Source organism: Vibrio sagamiensis NBRC 104589 (assembly GCF_007990935.1).
Classification (GTDB): Bacteria; Pseudomonadota; Gammaproteobacteria; order Enterobacterales; family Vibrionaceae; genus Vibrio; species Vibrio sagamiensis.
Genome location: NZ_BJXJ01000021.1, coordinates 1 through 20429 on the forward strand (window position 1 = coordinate 1; position 20429 = coordinate 20429).

The 20429-nt window shown below is 37.9% G+C and carries 20 protein-coding genes, 1 pseudogene and 1 riboswitch; of the genes and pseudogenes, 10 read left to right on the forward strand and 11 right to left on the reverse strand.

The window, feature by feature from the left end; genetic code table 11:
* A pseudogene (locus tag VSA01S_RS11435) lies at positions 1-325 on the reverse strand (sphingomyelin phosphodiesterase); the annotation flags it as partial.
* A gap of 523 nt (positions 326-848) precedes the next feature.
* On the opposite strand from VSA01S_RS11435, the gene VSA01S_RS20330 reads away from it, so the two are divergent.
* On the forward strand, positions 849-1070 hold the full coding sequence (locus tag VSA01S_RS20330; protein ID WP_258007805.1) for a BspA family leucine-rich repeat surface protein: 222 nt from the start codon (positions 849-851) through the stop codon (positions 1068-1070).
* A gap of 386 nt (positions 1071-1456) precedes the next feature.
* On the forward strand, positions 1457-2326 hold the full coding sequence (locus VSA01S_RS11445) for a BspA family leucine-rich repeat surface protein (RefSeq protein ID WP_039980538.1): 870 nt from the start codon (positions 1457-1459) through the stop codon (positions 2324-2326).
* 108 nt (positions 2327-2434) lie between these two features.
* On the opposite strand, the gene VSA01S_RS11450 is transcribed toward VSA01S_RS11445, so the two are convergent.
* Both VSA01S_RS11450 and narQ read right to left on the reverse strand, forming a co-directional pair.
* Positions 2435-3061, reverse strand: a complete 627-nt coding sequence (locus VSA01S_RS11450; RefSeq protein WP_039980537.1) for a response regulator — start codon at positions 3059-3061, stop codon at positions 2435-2437.
* A gap of 4 nt (positions 3062-3065) precedes the next feature.
* Positions 3066-4763, reverse strand: a complete 1698-nt coding sequence (gene narQ, locus VSA01S_RS11455) for a nitrate/nitrite two-component system sensor histidine kinase NarQ (protein ID WP_039980536.1) — start codon at positions 4761-4763, stop codon at positions 3066-3068.
* 265 nt (positions 4764-5028) lie between these two features.
* Here narQ and napF point away from each other — a divergent pair, with 265 nt between their 5' ends.
* The 7 genes from napF (at position 5029) to VSA01S_RS11490 (ending at position 10625) form a co-directional block, all read left to right on the forward strand.
* A complete protein-coding gene (napF, locus tag VSA01S_RS11460; protein ID WP_039980535.1) occupies positions 5029-5526 on the forward strand; it encodes a ferredoxin-type protein NapF in 498 nt (165 codons plus the stop codon).
* 22 nt (positions 5527-5548) lie between these two features.
* Entirely contained in the window at positions 5549-5821 is a 273-nt protein-coding gene (locus tag VSA01S_RS11465) for a chaperone NapD (RefSeq protein ID WP_039980534.1), read from the forward strand.
* The gene (gene napA / locus VSA01S_RS11470) at positions 5818-8304 is read left to right on the forward strand and encodes a periplasmic nitrate reductase subunit alpha (RefSeq protein ID WP_039980533.1); all 2487 of its coding nucleotides are present in this window, start codon (positions 5818-5820) and stop codon (positions 8302-8304) included. Before VSA01S_RS11465 ends, napA begins: the two co-directional genes overlap by 4 nt.
* Before the next feature lie 56 nt (positions 8305-8360).
* Complete coding sequence (locus tag VSA01S_RS11475) at positions 8361-8885, forward strand: nitrate reductase cytochrome c-type subunit (RefSeq protein WP_039980532.1); 525 nt, start codon at positions 8361-8363, stop codon at positions 8883-8885.
* A 10-nt stretch (positions 8886-8895) separates the two neighbouring features.
* Positions 8896-9468, forward strand: coding sequence for a NapC/NirT family cytochrome c (locus VSA01S_RS11480; protein ID WP_039980531.1), 573 nt, complete (start codon positions 8896-8898; stop codon positions 9466-9468).
* A gap of 18 nt (positions 9469-9486) precedes the next feature.
* Positions 9487-9627 (forward strand): TIGR02808 family protein, encoded by a 141-nt coding sequence (locus tag VSA01S_RS11485; protein ID WP_083932224.1) that lies wholly within the window; start codon positions 9487-9489, stop codon positions 9625-9627.
* A gap of 593 nt (positions 9628-10220) precedes the next feature.
* Complete coding sequence (locus VSA01S_RS11490) at positions 10221-10625, forward strand: putative signal transducing protein (RefSeq protein WP_039980530.1); 405 nt, start codon at positions 10221-10223, stop codon at positions 10623-10625.
* Between the two features lie 105 nt (positions 10626-10730).
* Here VSA01S_RS11490 and VSA01S_RS11495 read toward each other — a convergent pair whose 3' ends face one another.
* Together VSA01S_RS11495 and VSA01S_RS11500 are read right to left on the reverse strand one after the other, a co-directional pair.
* Positions 10731-11183 carry a fimbrial protein gene (locus VSA01S_RS11495; protein WP_039980529.1) on the reverse strand — a complete coding sequence of 151 codons (453 nt, stop codon included), beginning with the start codon at positions 11181-11183 and terminating at the stop codon, positions 10731-10733.
* 391 nt (positions 11184-11574) lie between these two features.
* On the reverse strand, positions 11575-11868 hold the full coding sequence (locus VSA01S_RS11500) for an ArsR/SmtB family transcription factor (RefSeq protein WP_039980528.1): 294 nt from the start codon (positions 11866-11868) through the stop codon (positions 11575-11577).
* Between the two features lie 346 nt (positions 11869-12214).
* Here VSA01S_RS11500 and VSA01S_RS11505 point away from each other — a divergent pair, with 346 nt between their 5' ends.
* Positions 12215-13087, forward strand: coding sequence for a LysR family transcriptional regulator (locus tag VSA01S_RS11505; protein ID WP_039980527.1), 873 nt, complete (start codon positions 12215-12217; stop codon positions 13085-13087).
* Positions 13088-13189: 102 nt separating this feature from the next.
* Here VSA01S_RS11505 and VSA01S_RS11510 read toward each other — a convergent pair whose 3' ends face one another.
* The 6 genes from VSA01S_RS11510 to VSA01S_RS11535 form a co-directional block, all read right to left on the reverse strand.
* A complete protein-coding gene (locus VSA01S_RS11510; protein ID WP_039980526.1) occupies positions 13190-13621 on the reverse strand; it encodes a YccF domain-containing protein in 432 nt (143 codons plus the stop codon).
* A gap of 383 nt (positions 13622-14004) precedes the next feature.
* Positions 14005-15654 (reverse strand): phosphoethanolamine transferase, encoded by a 1650-nt coding sequence (locus tag VSA01S_RS11515; protein ID WP_039980525.1) that lies wholly within the window; start codon positions 15652-15654, stop codon positions 14005-14007.
* A gap of 365 nt (positions 15655-16019) precedes the next feature.
* Entirely contained in the window at positions 16020-16319 is a 300-nt protein-coding gene (locus VSA01S_RS11520; protein WP_039980524.1) for an isoamylase early set domain-containing protein, read from the reverse strand.
* 371 nt (positions 16320-16690) lie between these two features.
* Positions 16691-17347, reverse strand: a complete 657-nt coding sequence (gene ribB, locus VSA01S_RS11525) for a 3,4-dihydroxy-2-butanone-4-phosphate synthase (RefSeq protein ID WP_039980523.1) — start codon at positions 17345-17347, stop codon at positions 16691-16693.
* Positions 17348-17504: 157 nt separating this feature from the next.
* Positions 17505-17645: riboswitch (FMN riboswitch) on the reverse strand.
* Between the two features lie 121 nt (positions 17646-17766).
* On the reverse strand, positions 17767-18381 hold the full coding sequence (locus tag VSA01S_RS11530) for an esterase/lipase family protein (protein WP_039980522.1): 615 nt from the start codon (positions 18379-18381) through the stop codon (positions 17767-17769).
* Between the two features lie 152 nt (positions 18382-18533).
* Positions 18534-20399, reverse strand: coding sequence for an MFS transporter (locus tag VSA01S_RS11535; RefSeq protein WP_039980521.1), 1866 nt, complete (start codon positions 20397-20399; stop codon positions 18534-18536).
* Positions 20400-20429 lie beyond the last annotated feature (30 nt).

Here is a 20429-nt window from a genome sequence, read left to right on the forward strand (position 1 = left end):
CCAAAGTATAAGACATACTTGTTCCCCAGGCACTGCCATGTAATCGAATAGCGAGGGTAAGTTGATCATAACCCAAAAAAACAAAAAAATAATAATCTTTACCCGACTCAATTCCTGCGTATCTTGTTAAACTTGCAATTTGGGTGTACTTATATGGTTGAACTTCATTCTCACCAACTTGTTGGATAAGTTTTTCATTTCCATCAATATTAACAGTTAGAACATTATCTGAATGATTAAGTAAGTATAAGTTTGTATCAGCATTGCACACAAATGAAAATAAAAAAATAACCATTAAAATTAAAAGCTCAAGTAGTTTAGTCATATTTTCCTACAGTTTTATCTTTTTCTATTTAATTAAAACATTTTCAAAATCACTACGAGTATTATTTGTTCTTTTATTTGTTTTTTGTTATGTCTGTTCAACTAAGCTTGTTGAAGAAATGAAGATGTTTCTGAGGTATCTATCTTCGTACCTCCTTTTATGCATAATTAGCAATAGTATAAATAATAAATGCCAGCTCCGGGTTGGAAGTTAATTGAAGGAGTGATTGCAAGTCTACACTGACTTTGAGCGATTTTATGGACTAACTAAGAATTCATAGTGCTAATGAAATAATTTGTTGAGTTAAAGCACAGGCTGATTAGTAAATTGAAAGAAGGATAATATATAAAAAACACTTTATTTCAGGAAATTATATTTTGGCTCTATTTTATCTTTAAAGTGTAAATTTAGCCTGTTCATTAAATAACACGGTGAATAGTTTATTGATGTTGATTGTGTAATTAAAAATAAGACTTTGTTAGACAATTTAGAGTAAGGTTATATTCGCTTGTGTACGCCACAAGTGACGGATATGAGCAGGATATGTGGTGAACGTGGATCGTTTAATGCTGATATCAGCGATTGGGATATATCGAATGCTTATAGTATGGGACTGACCTCTTATGGGGCTGAGGTATTTAATCATGCTCTAACTAATTGGAATGTGAGAAATGTAATTGATCATTATGAATTTGCTGAGGACAGTGCTTTGAGCGAAGCGCAACTGCCATTTTCTATAGATTGACTCTCTCATCGAGCTAGCAAATAAAGGCTAGTGTTGATGGATTTGACACTGGCTTTTTTGTTTATAAGTGATACAGAGAAAAGAGTACCGATGACTTCAATCTAGAGCGCAAAAAGTCTAATGAAAAGTGGCGGTAATCATTGTGAAACAGCGTTATTTATGGGGGTAAATTGTCTTATTTAATTGTTTTTATCACAAGCCTCTTACTTTTAAGTTTTTTTAATGTCATTTTTGCTGACGGATATTGCTGTAAATTTTGATTGAATTCACAGCCTTAAATATTAATCACTAATGATCTTCTAGCTCAAGTGATACTGAGTGCGTTTGTGGGTATGGTTACGTTTTATATGTACATAAATAATGTCTTCATAAACGTAGGGAAATAAATGAAAACTACTCTTTCATTGCTTATCGGTGGTGTAATCATGTTTGTTAGTTATGGTGCTTTTGCATCAATCAAGTGCCCAGACAAACTTCCTAACTCTATTATGATAGAAAACGGTAAAGTATATTTGGTTGTTGACAACGTTACTATCAGAGACCAGAAAATATTAGGAGCTTTAGAAGAAGAAAAGATTAATCTCTGTACTACTCAAGTTACAAATATGAGCAGTTTGTTTGAAAGCAGGTATTCTTTTAATGTTGATATTGGTGATTGGGATACATCTAATGTCACAGATATGAGTGACATGTTTAAGCAAACTAACTTCAACCAAGATATCGGTGACTGGGATACGTCAAAAGTGTCCAATATGAGTGGTATGTTTAAGGGCGCTAGGTTTAATAAAGATATCGGCCATTGGAATACTTCAAAAGTGACCAATATGAGTTATATGTTTAGCCAGGCGTTCTTTAACCAAAAAATAGGCTATTGGAATACATCGATGGTACAGAGTTTTGAAGCGATGTTTTTAGCCGCACATAAATTCAATCAAAATATAGGTAATTGGGATACATCAAATGTAAAAAATTTTGATGCAATGTTTATGGGGGCACAAAATTTTAATCAGGATATTCGTTTTTGGGATACTTCAAGAGCAACAAGTATGGGGATGATGTTTTTCTTTGCTAGTCGTTTTAACCAAGACATTGGTTACTGGGATACGTCAAATGTGACGAATATGAGCCATATGTTTGGTACTTCAATATTTTCTCAAGATCTAACTAGATGGAATGTAAGTCAAGTAATGGTTCATACTGGCTTTTCAAAGCAGAGTAACCTCAAAAAAGAACAACTGCCTTATTTTATCAATTAAAATCTTAATATTTAGAGAAGTTGTTTTTGATTGATTCATCGCTGATTTTTATGCTGATCGATTAGGGTACGAGTAAGCCATTTGATACTATCTATTTATGTTCAAGTTTTACTGGTTTTGAGCATCCAAATAGGTGATGGTAGCGGCGGTTCTTGACTTTACTTGAAGCTTTCTCAGCAAGCTTTTCATATGTACTTTTACCGTCGATTCTGAAATAAAGAGTTGTTCGGCGATTTGGCGGTTACGTTGGCCTTTTGCAACTTCGCGTAGGATCTGCATCTCACGATCGGTTAATTTGTCAAGAATTTCAACGATACCGCCTTGTTTGCCCAAACAACTTTTCACTATAGCACTGTAAGCTTTATTACCGTGTAGCGCTGATTTTAATAATTTAATTAATTCATCTGGTTCCGTATCCTTGAGTAGATAACCATCGGCACCAGCTCTGAGCATCGTATTGATATCACTATGATTGTCAGAGACGGTTAGCACGACAATGCAAGCTAAAATACCTTCATGACGCATAGCTTTTAATGTGTCTAAACCAGACATACCTTTCATATTTAAATCGAGCAAGATCAGGTCTGGTAAGGTTTTATGTGCAACGGCAATGGCATCGTTACCATTACTGGCTTCACCAACTAAGTGAAAATCTGATTCCATACTCATTAGCTGACAGATCCCACGACGAATTAAAGGATGATCATCAACGATCATAACTTTGTAATGTGCCATACCACTATCCTTCTTGTAATAAAAAGCTCAGGTTAATAGAACTGCCCTGATTACTTTCTGATTGAATTTCTAAATGGCCATTTAGTCGAGATGATCGTTCTTGCATGATGCTTAAACCATAGTGTTCACACTTATTTTCCACCGTATCAAAACCTTTTCCATCGTCAGTTATGGCCACTTGGATGGTTTCACCTTTTTGATAGCAGGCAATAATAATTTTATCGGCTTCAGCGTGTTTAATGGCATTAAGTACTGCTTCGCGAATAATCTGTAGTAAGTGGACTTGTTGATGAGCATTCAGAGTTATTGAAGAGAGTTGGTTATTAATAACTAAAGTTGCATTGGTTTGTTTTTCTAAAGGAACTAACATTTGGTTTAATGCCTCACCAAAGTTAGCATCTTTAATGGTTAAACGGAAAGTGTTCAGTAATTCACGCAGTTGTGTGTAAGCACAGCCTAGCCCTCGGTCGATTTCTTTTACTGTGGGGTGTATGTTTTCTGAGTGATGACTTTGATGTAACTCTCTTTTAAGTAAAGCTAGTTGGATCTTCAAGTAGGAGAGTGACTGTGCCAATGAGTCATGCAGCTCTCGAGCAATAGTGGCACGTTCTTCCATTAACAATAAATGTTCAGACTGCTTTTGAGCTTGGTTGTAATAGATCCCACGAGCAATAATATGTGAGATATTTTCAATTAATGCTTGATCAGGACAAGGTAAGCTATATTGCCACCAAAGTTGCCCCATTAACCTATCATCAACATAGAGATCATTCCAATGCCAAGTGCTGTCATGAACTTGCCCTACATTAATCTCCGTTTTTCCACCCTGCTTTTCTTCTATTATCAGTTTAGCGGATGTTAAACCATCAATTTCAAGCATAGTTTCAAGTACATGAGTAAACTGCTCTGTAGTAAGTCGACTAACTGAAAGCTGTTGAGAGCAATGATAAAGTACCTGCAATGAATCATTGGTATGACGTAATCGGCGTGTCTTTTCAGCTACATTTTTTTCTAAGTCATCATATAGCTGCTCAAGTTCACAGGACATTTTGTTAAATGTTGTCGCCAAGATGCCTAATTCATTTGTGCTCTTATTGCATACTTGAAACTGAAAGTTTCTTTTTTTTACTTGTTTACAGGCATCAACTAAGTCGTTAAGTGGAGCAACGATTTGTAGGCGTGTGTAGTGAATAGTATAAAAAACAATGCATAATATAGTGCTTAAGCCTATTGCGCCAATGAAGACCAATTGGTGTAGTTTGTATTCCGATGAGGCTTGCAGCTTTGCTACGAAAATATCAATTCGATTAACAAATGGGGCAACATACTGAATGAAAACCTTTTTATCATTTTGTTTGAATATTGGGCGTAGCTCTTCCCAACGTTGTTTTATGACGGTGTATTGTGCTTGAATTTCCTCAGGTACTGACCAGTGTTTCAGTTTTTTCATTGATGACGAATAAAGTGAATCCTCAAAGTGGTTAATGTGTTTAGTAAGTAATGGAGAATGTGTTTCCACGTCAAAGGCAAGTCTATAACTTTGCATACGCATAGAACCAGCAGTGTTGATTGCCTCTGCGTCATTAAGACTGGAAATTAACGTCATTAATGAAAGTATAGTGGTTGCTATTGTTATAAATAATATCAAGACCATTGAGCGTGCGATGGTGACTGTTATTGAATTGGTCTTAGAACTACCCACGTGCGCCCTTCCTGATAAGGTATATTTTCAAAATCTAATAATCTTACTTCATTGGCTTACTCTATGAGTTAATAATGCGAGCTCTACGAGTCAGATTTCTTGATCTGGAACAAACTATTATATCAATTACCTCTTTGGTGGTATTTAAGCAATTATTTCATCATTTAGAATTTATTTAATAAATATGAACAGGGTGTGGGTGGTTTTGAAGTGATGGCACAACGTATCACTGATGCGATGTTTTTAACTGAAAGTGAGAGTAAGAATGTTTGAACGTACTCGACGACAATTATTTACTCACAGAAATCAAGCAAGCTTGCCGCGTTTACCTTGGTTGAAGAATGAAGCTGAATTTACAGATATATGTTCTCGCTGTGAACGTTGTATCAACATTTGTGAAGCAAGCATCCTCACTAAAGGCAATGGTGGGTTTCCGCAGGTGGATTTTAGCCGAGGAGAAAAGGAGTGCACATTTTGTTATCAGTGTGCAGATGTCTGCCCTAAACCACTCTTTTTGGCACAAACAGAACTGCCATGGGCAATAACGGCAACTGTAAATGATGCTTGTATAGCAACAAAAAATATTGAGTGCCGAAGCTGTAGTGATATGTGTGAGTCACAGGCGATTCAATTTCACCTTCAGGTTGGAAAAGTTGCAGTACCGTCAATATCAATATCGGATTGTGTTGGCTGTGGTGCTTGTATTTCTGTCTGCCCAACAACAGCTATTACCTTACACCGTGTTGAACACAGCATACTCTAATGTCAAACAAAAGAGAGTCTATATGTCGTTACAAGAAGTACATATTTCCAGCCTTATTGTTCACGTCAAACCTGCATATTTACAACAGATAAAGCAACAGATCTTAGCAATGTTGAATACTGAGATACCGTGCGATAGTGAGGCAGGGAAAATCATCGTAGTACTTGAGACCGAAAACCAAGGTTACGTGACCGACACTATAGATAAAATCAATAATTTAGAAAATGTATTAACCACTTTTTTGGTATATCACCAAATTGAACACTTTGAGATGCAACCTGAGGGCAATGCATGAAATTAACTAGACGCGCATTTGTTAAAGCAAATGCTGCCGCTTCAGCAGCGGCTGTTGCAGGAATAACCTTACCCGCCTCGGCAACTAACTTAATTGTGAGTTCTGATGAAACAAAAATTAAATGGGACAAAGCGCCGTGTCGCTTTTGTGGAACTGGTTGTTCCGTTTTAGTGGGAACCCAAAATGGTCGAGTCGTGGCGACGCAAGGAGATCCTCAAGCATCAGTAAACAAAGGCCTTAATTGTATCAAAGGTTATTTCCTCTCAAAGATTATGTATGGCAAAGATCGCCTACAAACGCCTATGCTGCGCATGAAAGATGGCCATTATGATAAAGACGGTGAGTTTACTTCTGTATCATGGGATACGGCTTTTGATGTGATGGCTGAAAAGTGGAAGTCTGCATTGAAAAAACAAGGCCCAACAGGGGTGGGTATGTTTGGTTCTGGTCAGTGGACAGTTATGGAAGGTTATGCTGCAACAAAAATGATGAAGGCAGGCTTTCGCTCTAACAATATTGATCCAAATGCGCGTCATTGTATGGCTTCTGCAGTTGGTGGTTTTATGCGTACTTTTGGTATTGATGAACCAATGGGATGTTATGACGATATAGAAAATGCTGATATATTTGTTCTGTGGGGCTCAAATATGGCAGAAATGCACCCAATACTATGGACTCGCATTACTGATCGTCGTCTAAGTCATCCTCATGTTAGAGTGAATGTGCTTTCAACCTACCAACATCGTTCTTTTGAATTGGCCGATACTGGAATGATTTTTGAGCCACAAACAGATCTAGCAATCGCTAATTATATCGCTAACTACATTATTCAAAATGATGCCGTTAACTGGGATTTTGTGAATAAACATACCCATTTTAAACGTGCACAAACAGATATTGGTTATGGTTTACGTGACGACGATCCACTACAAAAGAGGGCTGCACACCCTAACTCTGATGAAATTTTCCCGATGACGTTCGAGGAATATAAAGCGTCTGTTGCAGAATATACACTAGAAAAAACCGCTGAAATGTCTGGAATTATGCCAGATAAGTTGATTAAGCTAGCGAAATATTATGCTGATCCAAAACTTAAAGTGATGTCACTTTGGACTATGGGTATGAACCAACATACTCGTGGAGTGTGGATGCAAAGCTTGGTTTATAATCTTCATTTACTGACCGGTAAAATTGCAACGCCCGGTAACAGCCCATTTTCACTTACAGGTCAACCATCAGCATGTGGAACAGCACGTGAAGTTGGTACATTTGCACATCGATTACCAGCAGATATGGTCGTGACTAACCCTAAACATCGTGAAATTGCAGAAAGGATCTGGAAGCTACCAGAAAACACAATTCCAATCAAACCGGGCTATCACGCCGTTTTACAAGATCGAATGTTAAAAGATGGTAAGTTGAACGCTTATTGGGTGATGTGTAACAACAACATGCAGGCAGGTCCAAATATTAATAAAGAGCGTTTGCCTGGTTATCGTAATCCAGAAAATTTTATCGTTTGTTCAGATCCATATCCAACCGCTACAGCTCAAGCTGCCGATCTTATCTTACCGACTGCAATGTGGGTAGAAAAAGAAGGAGCTTATGGTAATGCCGAACGCCGGACTCAAGCATGGTATCAACAAGTAGAAGCCCCTGGAAACGCTAAATCAGACTTATGGCAAATCATGGAGTTTTCTAAGCGCTTTAAAGTTGAAGAGGTGTGGGAAGAAGATCTGATTAAAAAAATGCCTCAATACCGTGGCAAAACGATGTATGACATTTTATTCCGCAATGGGCAGGTAGATAAATTTCCATTGAGTGAAGCACAAGAGCTAAATGATGATGCAAAAGCACAAGGTTTTTATGTTCAAAAAGGCCTATTTGAAGAATATGCATCATTTGGACGTGGTCATGGGCATGATTTAGCATCCTATGATACTTATCATCAAGTCAGAGGCTTACGTTGGCCAGTTGTTGATGGTAAAGAAACTTTGTGGCGTTATAAAGAAGATTCGGATCCTTATGCGAAAAAAGGTTCGGGTTGGGATTTCTACGGTAAACCTGATGGGAAAGCGTGGATAATCTCATCACCTTATGAAGCACCACCAGAAGTGCCTGATAGTGAATACGATATGTGGCTATGTACTGGACGAGTGTTAGAACATTGGCATACTGGAACTATGACACGTCGTGTTCCTGAACTATATAAAGCGGTTCCGGATGCTTTATGTTACATACACCCTGAAGATGCAAAGAAACGAGGTTTACATCGTGGTGATGAGGTGAGTGTCGCTTCTCGTCGTGGTGAGGTTCGTTGCCGGATTGAAACCCGTGGTCGCAACCGCCCACCTTTAGGATTGATATTTATCCCATTTTTTGATGCACGTATTTTAGTTAATAAGTTGATTCTTGATGCGACTGATCCTCTGTCAAAACAAACTGATTTTAAAAAGTGCCCAGTGAAAATCAGTAAGGTTTAAGCCGATCGTAGGTTGCCTTACTTTATTTCAGAGTTAGTTTGTTGGCGGAGAACATTATGAAAAGAATTTTATTGGCCGTATTAGCGGTGAGTACATTATTAGCAGGGGTTGTATATAGTGAACAAACAACGCTATCAACTCATGTTTTTACAGATACGGTAGCAAAAACAGCAGCTTTTAATCCAGGGGGGATTGGAGGTCTAAAATCATTGCGTGGTTCTGCTGAATTAGAAGAAACACGCCCTGCAGATCCGATGAAACACTATCCTAAAGATCAAGGTTTGATTGATAGTGACTATGTTTATCAACCACCTTTAATCCCACATACGATTCGTAATTATGAAGTATCACTGAACGCGAATCGGTGTTTGGCTTGTCATAGTTGGAAAAATGCAAAGGCGATGGGAGCGACCAAAATCAGTGTAACGCATTATATTTCACCACGACAAGGACAAGTATTATCAGATGTATCACCCAGCCGTTACTTCTGTCAGCAATGCCATATCCCTCAAGCAGATGCTAAGCCATTAGTTGAAAATGACTTCAAACGTGTTGATGCACTGAAGGCAACCTTAGAGTAAGGAGTGGTATATGAAGTTATTAAAAACATTTTGGTTACGATTAAAAACACCGAGTAAGGTTGCGGTAGGCTCAGTGTTATTCATGGGATTTATTGGAGGGTTATTGTTCTGGGGGGCTTTTAATACCGTCATGGAAAAAACTAATACAGAAGAGTTTTGTTCTGGATGTCACGCACCCATTGTTAAAGAAATTAAGGAGACAATTCATTATGCAAACCGTTCTGGAGTACGTGCAATATGTTCTGACTGCCATGTCCCTCATAATTGGACAGATAAGATCGTTCGTAAAGTGCAGGCATCCAAAGAAATTATTGCCCACTTAATGGGGACGATTGATACCCCTGAAAAGTTTGCTGAACGCCGTGGTCATTTAGCAGAGCGGGAATGGAAGCGAATGAAAGACAATAATTCGCAAGAGTGTCGAAATTGTCATGAGTTTAGTTATATGGACTTCTCAGAGCAAGCTCCTCGTAGCGCGAAATTACACTCAACGGAACTAAAATCTGGAGAGAAAACATGTGTTGATTGTCATAAAGGTATTGCACATAAACTACCTGACATGAAAAACATTGAAGGTTGGTAATGAACCTAAGGAGAGAAAATGAGTACTTTTGAATCAGTGATCTGGCATATACTCGGTTATACAGCGATGCCGATGATAATTTTATCCGGGTTTGTTGCAGTAGCAGCTATTTGTATTTGGTTACTATCTCTGGGTAAAGATAAAAATGTAAACAGTTAGCGTTATAGATGTTAAAAGTGAACGAGAAAAAGGCTACCTGCTTGGCAGCCTTTGAGATTTGCAAGCGAAAGTGAAGCACCACTCCCCATGTGGCTTACCCAGCATACCGCTACTTTTGTACAATACCAACATTCTTCTTTTCTCATTCGAGTCAAATCAAATATTGAGCTGAAAATGACATTTATCTTATTTACTCAATGTTGGCATAAAAATGCTTAAAAATCTGTTAATGGACAGTCGATATTCCTGATTTTGTCCCTTCTTAAGGTGTTTGATACATCATTGTACTTAAGTATATCTTAATTTAATGGTTCGAAATGATTTATTAAATAAAAAGACCATTAAAGGTTAAGCCGAAATATGAGCTGAATAGAAAAGATTGTTCATACTGGTAAAACAAGAATGAGTGAAAAGTTGAGGTTATAGTTTAGCCAATTTTGAGATTCGCTGGGTAAGATCAAAGAACACTAGCAATAAAAAGTTTTTACTCATTTACATAAAGATAGTTGCATTTATATGATAGGCAACTTGTGTTATATGCGCTATTTTTGTTAAGGTTTGTTTAATATTGAAAAAATATTAGGGAAATATATATGGTGGTTATCGCAAGGTTCTCGTTTCCTCATGAAGCTCAAATGGCTAAATCTAGTTTAGAATCAGCTAATGTAAGGTGCGTTATTGCTGATGAGCATACGATTAACACGCAATGGCTTTATTCAAATGCCATTGGGGGGGTCCGTTTATTCGTTGATGAAGAAAATGTCCAATTAGCTCAGCAAATATTAAATACTGATTTCTCGCAGTGTCTAAATGATGAAATTAGTATTGAAGAGAAACAAGGAGATATTTGTCCCGTATGTGGCAGTGATGATCTCTCTCCGTATACCCAAGGAAAACGGCCTGCATTTGTAGTCTTTATTCTATTAGGTTTCCCTTTATTTTTTTATAAACAGGGCTATAAGTGTAATCAATGTGGCGTGTTTAGTGAAAAGCTTTGAGAGAATAAAATTAAAAACACGAAATTAGACAGAACTTACTCGTTTAGTACGGCTTATGAAATAGCTAAACGAGTAAGGAAATGGTGTGTGGCGGATGTGAAATTATTAAAAATAAGAAAGCAACAAAGTAGATGAGCTCAAGTTATCACTTTTCATGTCTGTTAATGACGTTTGAGCAAACAGCTGGAGGCTTTGCTTATGTAGCTCATTAAATGAACTTTCGTCATTACTTTGACCTAACTTGATAGCTTTACGATTAGAATCATACAGTTTAATTGTCTCTGAGAAGCTCTTTAGTGTAACACTGAAACGCTCTTTATTAGAGGTTACTTCTTGACAGTTAGCTAATGGAATACTGATACGTTGCATTTGGCCATTTGCCGTTCGTAAGCTGATCACTTGTGAAGTAGAGGAAGTATTTATATTACATGGCATATGGACAATATTACCTGTAAAGTGAATTCTTCCAGAAGAAGGGTTAGCCAATACCACTGAACTTAAAAATGTTGAAGTAATTAAAGTAACTGCAACTAAAGTTTTTATCATTTTATTCTTCATAACACACACCGATCTTGAAATATTCTCAATCTTTCCTGACAATTTAATAGGAAATGATGGTTTATTCTCCATCTATGTAAAGTTTAAGTCAACGTCCGGTCAGAAAAATGACATTAAAATGCCATAAATGGTAATAAAACTGACATTTTTCTTGTTGAAATTTGATTTTTTAATTTTTTTATGAATGTTTTTTTGATTGCTATCTTTTATTAATGCATTGTGCAGCAAAAAAAGCATATGCCTGAATTATGGAGTGGTTGTTGAGTATTTTGATTGGTTATATTTTACATTGAGAGCTCAATGTTGAGTTGATAGTTTTTAATAAAAAATAAGCGTACTTTAAATTAGTACGCTTGTTGTCAATGTAGACAAAGAAAAATGATTGAATCTTTTAAAGTGCACTTTCAACTAAGCATTCAGAACGTAAAAATCCGATCACAGTTTCTAAACATTGCTCGTCAGCAATACAGCATAAAGTTCTACCTTGACGACGTTGGCTTATTAGGCCAGCAGAGGAGAGGCTTGATATATGGTGAGAAAGTGTAGAGGCTGGAATACCAAGCTTATTTTGGACACCACCTACAGCAATACCTTGGCTTCCTGATTTTACGACTTCTTTATAGATATTCAAACGAGTAGGGTGGCCCAATTCTTTTAGTGCCTTTGCAACTGATTCAAGTTTCATTGTTTCTCTTATGATAGTGGGTTGTTTGATTTGTTGTGATGATAATAAAACTGTCAAATAATGGCAAATAACAAATGCATATTTAATAAGAAATATGTTTCATCTCAGGCAAATACAGATTTTTAAGAGGAGTAAAAGCTTTTACCTTATTCACTTCAAAGTCTCTGTTAATAATGGTCGTAAATTTATCATTTTGGCCAAGGTGGTTGAGTGACGTCACTAAAAGCTTTTGTTAATAAAAGATGATAAGTAAACTCCAATGTGATTTTGAGGTTACTTGTGTATATACTCAAAAGTATCTTGAAAACATAGAATAAAATATTAAGAGTTGGGGATGATAGTTTAGATGAACAAGTTACGCTTGATGTCTCTATTTGTTCATATTGTAGAGAGTGGGTCAATTACTAAAGCGTCAGAAAAACTGGATTTATCAAAATCAGTACTGAGCTCAGCTTTAAAGCAATTGGAATATGAGTTGGACACTTGTTTATTAAAACGCACAACAAGAAAGCAGTCTTTAACACCGGCAGGTGAGCGTTTTTATATGCAGTGCGCTCAAATGACGAAGTTGGCAGAAAGTGCTTGGCTAGAAGCTGCTGAACTTAAGCGGGTGCCAACAGGCAATATAAATGTGACAGCGTCACATGCATTAATGCACTCAATAGTACTTCCTGCTTTAACTGAAGTGTTTGCTGATTATCCTGATGTAAAGTTAAACTTGATCAGTGATGATAAGCACGTTGATATTGTTGAGCGAAATGTGGATTTAGCTATTCGAGTTGGAACATCCGGTGATTCGAATTTGAAGCAGCGTAAAGTTGGAGAATTTTACGATGTACTTTGTTGTTCTTCCTCTTTTGAAGAGGATTGGAAGACAGCTTCTTATATTGCCCATGATTGGCAAGTTGAGCCGATCGTGCATAGAACTTCTATCGGTGAGGATCATACTGCAATTAAATTTGAGGTAGGCCACAAGGCGAATACTGTATTTGGTGTTATGAGTTTATTAGAGATGGGCTTAGGAGTCGGCATAATACCCGAATTTATGTTGGAAAATAACCAGTGCTTACAAGCCGTTTCTAACGTTGATAGATCCAAGCCTTGCCCGATTTATGTTCTACATCCCTATCATGCTCATGTGCCGATGACAGTTACTATGGCAATAAAAGCTATTGAATCTCGGACGAAACAAGTCCTAATTGATAAAATTGAAAGATAAGGCTGTTTTGGTTCACAGGCTTATAAATGGGGGTTAAATACCTTTTTCAATGTATCAAATAGTATTTTTATAACATTTTCATGCCTTGTGAACCTAAAGTTATTAACGTTTTATGCTGTAACGAGCAGCAGCAGCTTCTTCCGTTGATACAATGGTTTTACCAATAGGAGCTAATGATATCAAAGCTAATTTCAAATGCTGTAGTGCAAATGGAATTCCTATAATAGTGACAAAACAAGCCGTAGCAGATAGGATGTGACCGATAGCCAACCAAACTCCTGCAAGCACGAACCAGATCACGTTACCGATGGTACCCAATGGGCTTGTACCAATATCCATTTCATTAGTTAATTCATCTCTTGATATTGCTTCTTTGCCAAATGGGAAAAACGAAAAGGTACCGATGACGAAACAGGCTCGCCCCCATGGAATGCCAATGATGCTGATAAATGCAAGGAGACCAAAAAACCACCACATTAGCCCCATAAACACACCACCAAAAACAAACCAAATTATGTTACCGAAAGTTTTCATGATAAAACCTTTAGTTGTTGAACTCTATGATTGATCATAAAGATATGAATTTATGGCTAATATACATTAAGTTAATGCAGTTATTGTTAATATTGTACTTAGCCCAACATCAAATTTAGCGAGCACATTTTGTTAGCTTGTAAGCTTTAAAACAAATCGATCTTTATGCTACTGGATACAGTATGCCACAAGAAGTTGAACCTTGGATGAATGATTGATGAGTTGGTGAAGATTGAAGATTGAAGATTGAAGATTGAAGATTGAAGATTGAAGATAATATCAATCATTGGGGAGGTGATTATAAGGGGTGAGAGAATAAATCAATATTTCGCCACCTTTAGACTTGGTATTAAGAAGAATTAAGGTGGCTAGAAATTATTAAATTATTGTCTGCAAGAACTAAATATGTCCATTTTCCCGTCTCGAGCTGTGGTTTCTACATCCATTAAGCCAAGCAAAGAGTGGAAAAAGTTATCATGTGAGTGAGTATCCGTCATTTGTGCTTTTTGCTTCAAGCACTCGTTATTGATGTTTTTGGCTTCTTGGAATCCCTCTGACATCCAAGTAATGAGTGGTACTCGTTTTTGAAAGTCAGGTGCCAAACCATAAGGTAACCCATGAAGAAATACGCCCTTTTCACCTAGTGATTCCCCATGATCAGATACATAAATCATGGCTGTGTTGTAATATTCATCTAAGGCTTGAAGTTTCTCAATAGTCTGAGAAAGTATAAAGTCGGTATAACGGATCGTATTATCGTAAGTGTTGACGATCGCCTCATCAGAGCAGTTTTCTATGTCTGCACGAGGGCAGTCGGGCTGGAAAAATGCCTTGTCTTTTGGGTAACGCTGGAAGTAAGTTGGGCCGTGGCTACCAATAAGGTGTAGAGCGATCACCCTATTGCCTTTTAGAGCAGAGACGTCGCTATCGAAGTTTTCTAACAGCGCCATATCGAAGCAAGTGTTACCATTGCACAAGCTATCTTTGCGTTTACGATCAATTTCCGTTTTTTTGACTTTATGAGCGACATTTTTATCTCCGCCATCGTTCTCTTTCCATAAGATATCGATGCCAGCGCGTTGCATGATGTCTAAAGCATTATCTTGGTTATCCGCGATATTTCGTTCAAAATCACTCCTATTAAGTTGGGAAAACATGCATGGAACGGAAACAGCGGTTGCAGTACCACAAGATGCAACATCTTGAAATGAAATGATATCAAATTGACTTGTGTACGGGTTGGTTTCTCGTGGGTAACCATTCAGTTGATAATTTTGCGATCGAGCTGTTTCACCCACAACGATGACCAATAAAGTGGGCTTTTCTTTTGCTTGTTGGAGTGCTGCTGGTGACTGTTGTGCATCAAGTCCTATTTCACGGTATGGCTCTGGTGTTGTAAAGTAAGTATCTTTGATAAAGTGATATGTTGAATAAACGTACTGAGTAGGAATGATGGCTTTTTTGAGGTAGCTATTATTGCGTCCGACGGAGGCGTAATCTTGGTAATAAAGTAAGGCGATTATTGCTACTACTGCAAGTGATGCCAGCATAGAGATTATTTTGGATAATCCAAACTTTAACCATTGGCCACCGATTGGCTGGAGTTTGACTTTAAAGACAAGTAGAGCAGGGATAATACCCATCAAAACCGTCCACACTACAGAGTACATACTAAGGTATGAACTTGCTTCACTCGAATCAGTTTCAACGATATTGGTTATCATACCAGTGTCAAAGAGCGTGCCGTAGTTATAGCCACCATAACTTACTAAGCTTGAAGTGATTAATAGTAAAATGAAAAAAGGTTTAGCAAGCCAAGGCCAAGAAAATAAGTTAAAGAGGAAGTTTAATGTTGCAAAGAAAAAGATAGGAATGGTAATAACAAAACCTATCTTGACCGTATCGATAGCAGACAGTATTTGTACAAGCTCTTTGTATACTGGTATGTTGACTACTAATGTGTAATATAAAGCAAGCAGTGCTGTGAAGGCTATATAAGATAGTCCTTTTGGTAAAAATTTAATTTGTATCATAAGTAGCTTTATTCAATAGGGTTAGTAAAATTATTATTTCAAGTCCAAAATAAAAGTAACTGCGCGTAATACAGTATACCATATATTAAAAATACTATTTTAGGCAGATTATAGCTAACCAAGTTGTGGGAAAAGTCATAGCTCAACATAGTGAATTCAACGTAAGCCATTGTCAATTATTATGACTAAAAACTCCATATTGTAAAATGATGCAGGCTAATCGCTTAAAAATGAAACATGTAAATATAATTTTAAAGTTATTGTATTATAAAAGATTTAAACAGATAAAGCCCCTAAAAAAGGAGCTTTAGTTTTAGAGGAAATTATCTTGAATAGATTCTGGCTTTACTTTTTCGAATGATGCTCTACGGTTGCCCAGTACAGACGACGCTGTTGTCTTCACCATATCCATTTGGGATGTATGCATCCGCTTGTGGGTCGTTGTCCCACTGCTCATTATTAAAAATGTAGCGAAATTGGACATTTTTCTCTTTCGGTAAGCGAGTTTTAAATTTAAATTGGCCGCTTTTCTTCACGAGTTTCATTGGTTCTGGTTGCCAGTCATTGAAATCCCCTGCGATTTGAATTGTGCTCCAGTGTCTTTTTTCCAATTCAAATGTTACTTCAACTTCATCTTTGGTTTTAAAAAATCTTTTTTTCAGCATAAATCTTTCCTTTTTTGTTCAAAAATACATCTAACTATTACTCAGGTTTCATAGCTATTTCAAGCTTTATTAGAACTTTGAACGGTAAAAAGTGCCTCAACTGAATGCTTTTTGTTCGTATTTGATGATTGTTTTGTTTTTATTAATGGAGAATGAGGGGAGATGCTCCTAAAGCCGTTTCTTTGAACGTAGCAATTTAAGAAAGCGAGGTGTATTTTATGGAGCTTCGAGTTGGTCAAAATTGAAAGGCGACCAGAATGTCGCCTATCTATTCAGTTTAGTGTTGGTTATGACCAAGCCATAATATTTGCGTGATCGCAATCGATGGATTTTAGTCAAACAAAGCTAAATGTGGATTCAAAAAAAATTGGTTAGGCCAATTTTAAATCATATTGATTCCTGTACGTCACCATATCCTCTATGGTTAATACAGGCATATTATGAAGGTGACCAAATGCTATAATATCGGCTGTTTTAGCCATTGTACCATCTGGATTGGTAACTTCACAAAGAACCCCAGCAGGCTGTAGGCCTGCCATTTGCATCAAGTCAATTGTTCCCTCTGTATGGCCACGGCGTGTTAATACACCACCAGGACGTGCACGGAGTGGAAAAACATGGCCTGGGCGTGCAAGATCATTTGCTTTTGTCTTCGGATTGGCGGCTGTTTTAATTGTCGTTACGCGATCAGCAGCAGAAACACCAGTCGTTACCCCTTGTTTTGCTTCAATAGAAACGGTAAAAGCGGTTTGATTAGCGCTGTTATTGTTTGTTACCATTGGAGGAAGCTCAAGCCGGTCTGCTTGATGGTCTGTCAGACACAGACATACAATACCACTACATTCACGGATCATTAACGCCATTTGTTGATTAGTTAAGTGCTCAACTGAGTAGATGATATCGCCTTCATTTTCGCGATCTTCATCATCCAGAAGTAATACTCCTCTTCCTTCTTTTAGTGCAACTAAGGCATTTTCAACGCGGGTAATTGGATCGCCAAATTCGGCAAGAAGTGATGACTGATTCATGGTTAACTCCTAATTATCACCAGAATCAGGGCGGTCTGAGGGAACATCGTTGGTGTAGGCATTTTAGGAAGTCGCTTATCTTAAAAATGCTTAGTAACGAACGTGAACCATAAAGAAACTCATCAGCTATGCCATTACTTTAGGCATACTGACGTGCTCTTATTCTCTTTCATCCGGACTATGACCGTCGGCTCTGGCTTTTCACCAGATCTGCTGACCTCGATAAATCGAGCGCTCGCGGGCTTACTCCAGTGAGTATACCGCCGGTGGGGAATTTCGCCCCGCCCTGAGAACATTTAATTTTTGCCATTATGGCAGAATACATTCTGACTTTGATTAAACTAGTCAGGGCTAGGATATTACTGCTTACATAGCGAATTGAAAAGTGCTTCTGTGTTACTTGCTGAAAAAATAAGCTATTATTTAAAATGATTGGTTTTAATGAAATGATCTATTTGTTTTGGAACCTGATTACTGTAAATCAGGCTGGTATGGGTATGAGGGACTTCAAGATGATCCTGCATCCCATCCAACTTTGTCTCATCTACTGTTACAGTACCATCTGAAGGGGTTCGGTCATTACGCATGAAAAGGCTTCTAGCTCCGAAAGCATTTGTGCCAGCAATGCAACCGAGCTTTTGTGTAAAGTTCCACTGGTCACAATGTTCCTTTAGCCCATGCTGAGGTGAATTGCCTAAAAAAGCATCTAAACCTAGGAACTGAAGCCGTGATACGATAGATGCACCTCGTAGGGGAGAGCCCATTGTAATTACATGAGATACTCTTTCTTGTGAAGGTTTTCTATCTGCTAGATAGCGTTTAATTAAGAGCCCGCCTAAACTATGCCCAATTAATACATTGGCTGCCCCTTCTTTTAGCTGTTTATCGATGTTCTCGAAGACGGCTTCTTCATTAATTGACACGGTGTTGTAGCTGATGATTTTAGTGTCATAGCCCAGTTTTTGTAATTGATGGCTTAGCGGTAACATAACCAGTCCATGCATGTAGAGTCCATGTAAAATAATTATTCTCAAGCTATGTTTCTCCTTACGTATATCCACCATTTTCACCGATCACAATAGAAGGTGTCCAAGGAGGTTATCTTGGCTCTCATGCACAGCTCCTAGAAAACTCTTAGGTATAATCTCTGTCGCCTTTGAGAGCCAATCCCATTCATTTAAATTCGTTAAGCTAACTGATTCGAGCGTAAACGTTGTACTTCAAGTTGCAATGAATCTTTGGTGAGCTGATCTGATTGAAGCACCTCACCAATATTTACTTCCACTCTTGACCAAAAGCGAGTTGGGCGTGAGGTTAGAGCGTGTCCGTTTTTATGACTAAAAAAAGATCCCCACAATCCATTTAATGCAACAGGAATGACGGGTACCGGAGTGTGAGCGAGAATTTTTTCAACGCCAGGCTTGAACTCATTCAATTGGCCATTTGTTGTGAGCTTACCTTCAGGAAAAATACAGACCAGTTCACCGTTATGCAGGGCTTGCTCGATCGTGTGAAATGCAAATTCATACGTCTTTGCGCATCTTTTTGGTGAACAAATAGGGATGACACCAGCATGCCTGAAGACATATTTCAAAACAGGCAAATCACTGATTGATTTGTCCATAACGAATCGAACAGGTCGAGTAGAAGCACCCATTAATATTAATGCATCTACATAGCTAACATGGTTCGCAACAAGAAGGGCTGCCCCTTGTTGTGGTATGTATTGACGTCCTCTGATGGAAACCCTGTACATCACGTGGCTGATCAGGTAGCTAATGAAACGCTGCGTAAATTCAGGCACTTGTTTGTAAACATAGACGGCAACGATAAAGTTAACAGCCGCCATAAATGCAAAAAGCTCAACAATCGAAAGATTTAATATAGATAAAACGACAATAGAAACAATAGAAGAACTTACCATGAATAGAGCGTTCATGATGTTATTCGCAGCAATTGAGCGCGCACATTCATCATCTTCAGAACGAGATTGAATGAAAGAATAAAGTGGAACAATAAATACACCGCCACTCACACCAATCAAAAAGAGATCGAACATCACTCTAAAGTGCTCGGATTGGCTGACGAAGCTTTGTAGATTGTAATAATGATCAGGAAAGCTGGCCATATCAGGAACAGCCCATAACAAGTCAGCACTAAATAATGTTAATCCAAGCACGCCAAAAGGCAGTATGCCCAATTCAACTTGATTGAATGACAGTTTGCTACATAGCCAAGAGCCTGAAGCAATACCAACTGAAAAAAGAGCCAGCAATAAAGAGACCACAGTACTGTCAGCAAACAAATGTTCACGGGCAAAGTTTGGGAATTGAGTCAGGTAAGTGGCGCCCATAAACCAAAACCAACTGATGGCTAATATTGACATCCAAATACCACGTTGCTTTTTGGCTACTCTAAGGGTTTCTTTCAGACCTGTAATTGGCTCGAATTTAACTTTCTCATGAGTTTTAGACGGTAGAGAAGGAATGTTAAAACTACTGATTAAACCTAGGAAGGATAGCAACACCACGAGCACTGATGCTATTAATAACCCCTTATCGCTGGTTAAAAGTAGACCTGCGCTTAATGTACCTGTAAGAATAGATAGGAAGGTACCGACTTCAACCCAGGCATTACCTTGCACCAATTCATCCGGCTTTAAGGCTTGAGGTAAAAGAGCGTATTTAACTGGACCAAAGTAGGCAGATTGAGTCCCTGTCATGAATAATAGCATTAGCATCAAGATAGCATTTTGCATCGTTATGGCAGCGGCAGCACACAACATAATCAGGAGCTCTAGAATTTTTAGGCGCTGAATCAGCTTAGCTTTGTCCATATTGTCAGCAACAGCACCAGCATGAGCTGAGAATAAAAAGAATGGCAGAATAAAAAGCCCCGCAGCTAAATTAACGAACATATCAACGGGCATGGGTAAGTGATCAATATATTGATACGTAACCATCAACAAGAGTAGGTTTTTATAAATGTTATCGTTCAACGCCCCCAGACTCTGGGTGACGAAGTAAGGGAAAAAGCGTTTTGTGAACAGCATATAGGCTCCGATTAAAAAATCTTTCGATGC

Excerpts from the sequence above, each read along its gene's own strand:
- VSA01S_RS11445 (WP_039980538.1), top strand. The coding sequence starts at position 1,457 with ATGAAAACTACTCTTTCATTGCTTATCGGTGGTGTAATCATGTTTGTT.
- VSA01S_RS11450 (WP_039980537.1), bottom strand. The coding sequence starts at position 3,061 with ATGGCACATTACAAAGTTATGATCGTTGATGATCATCCTTTAATTCGT.
- napF (WP_039980535.1), top strand. The coding sequence starts at position 5,029 with ATGTTTGAACGTACTCGACGACAATTATTTACTCACAGAAATCAAGCA.
- VSA01S_RS11465 (WP_039980534.1), top strand. The coding sequence starts at position 5,549 with ATGTCGTTACAAGAAGTACATATTTCCAGCCTTATTGTTCACGTCAAA.
- napA (WP_039980533.1), top strand. The coding sequence starts at position 5,818 with ATGAAATTAACTAGACGCGCATTTGTTAAAGCAAATGCTGCCGCTTCA.
- VSA01S_RS11475 (WP_039980532.1), top strand. The coding sequence starts at position 8,361 with ATGAAAAGAATTTTATTGGCCGTATTAGCGGTGAGTACATTATTAGCA.
- VSA01S_RS11480 (WP_039980531.1), top strand. The coding sequence starts at position 8,896 with ATGAAGTTATTAAAAACATTTTGGTTACGATTAAAAACACCGAGTAAG.
- VSA01S_RS11485 (WP_083932224.1), top strand. The coding sequence starts at position 9,487 with ATGAGTACTTTTGAATCAGTGATCTGGCATATACTCGGTTATACAGCG.
- VSA01S_RS11490 (WP_039980530.1), top strand. The coding sequence starts at position 10,221 with ATGGTGGTTATCGCAAGGTTCTCGTTTCCTCATGAAGCTCAAATGGCT.
- VSA01S_RS11495 (WP_039980529.1), bottom strand. The coding sequence starts at position 11,183 with ATGAAGAATAAAATGATAAAAACTTTAGTTGCAGTTACTTTAATTACT.
- VSA01S_RS11500 (WP_039980528.1), bottom strand. The coding sequence starts at position 11,868 with ATGAAACTTGAATCAGTTGCAAAGGCACTAAAAGAATTGGGCCACCCT.
- VSA01S_RS11505 (WP_039980527.1), top strand. The coding sequence starts at position 12,215 with ATGAACAAGTTACGCTTGATGTCTCTATTTGTTCATATTGTAGAGAGT.
- VSA01S_RS11510 (WP_039980526.1), bottom strand. The coding sequence starts at position 13,621 with ATGAAAACTTTCGGTAACATAATTTGGTTTGTTTTTGGTGGTGTGTTT.
- VSA01S_RS11515 (WP_039980525.1), bottom strand. The coding sequence starts at position 15,654 with ATGATACAAATTAAATTTTTACCAAAAGGACTATCTTATATAGCCTTC.
- VSA01S_RS11520 (WP_039980524.1), bottom strand. The coding sequence starts at position 16,319 with ATGCTGAAAAAAAGATTTTTTAAAACCAAAGATGAAGTTGAAGTAACA.
- ribB (WP_039980523.1), bottom strand. The coding sequence starts at position 17,347 with ATGAATCAGTCATCACTTCTTGCCGAATTTGGCGATCCAATTACCCGC.
- VSA01S_RS11535 (WP_039980521.1), bottom strand. The coding sequence starts at position 20,399 with ATGCTGTTCACAAAACGCTTTTTCCCTTACTTCGTCACCCAGAGTCTG.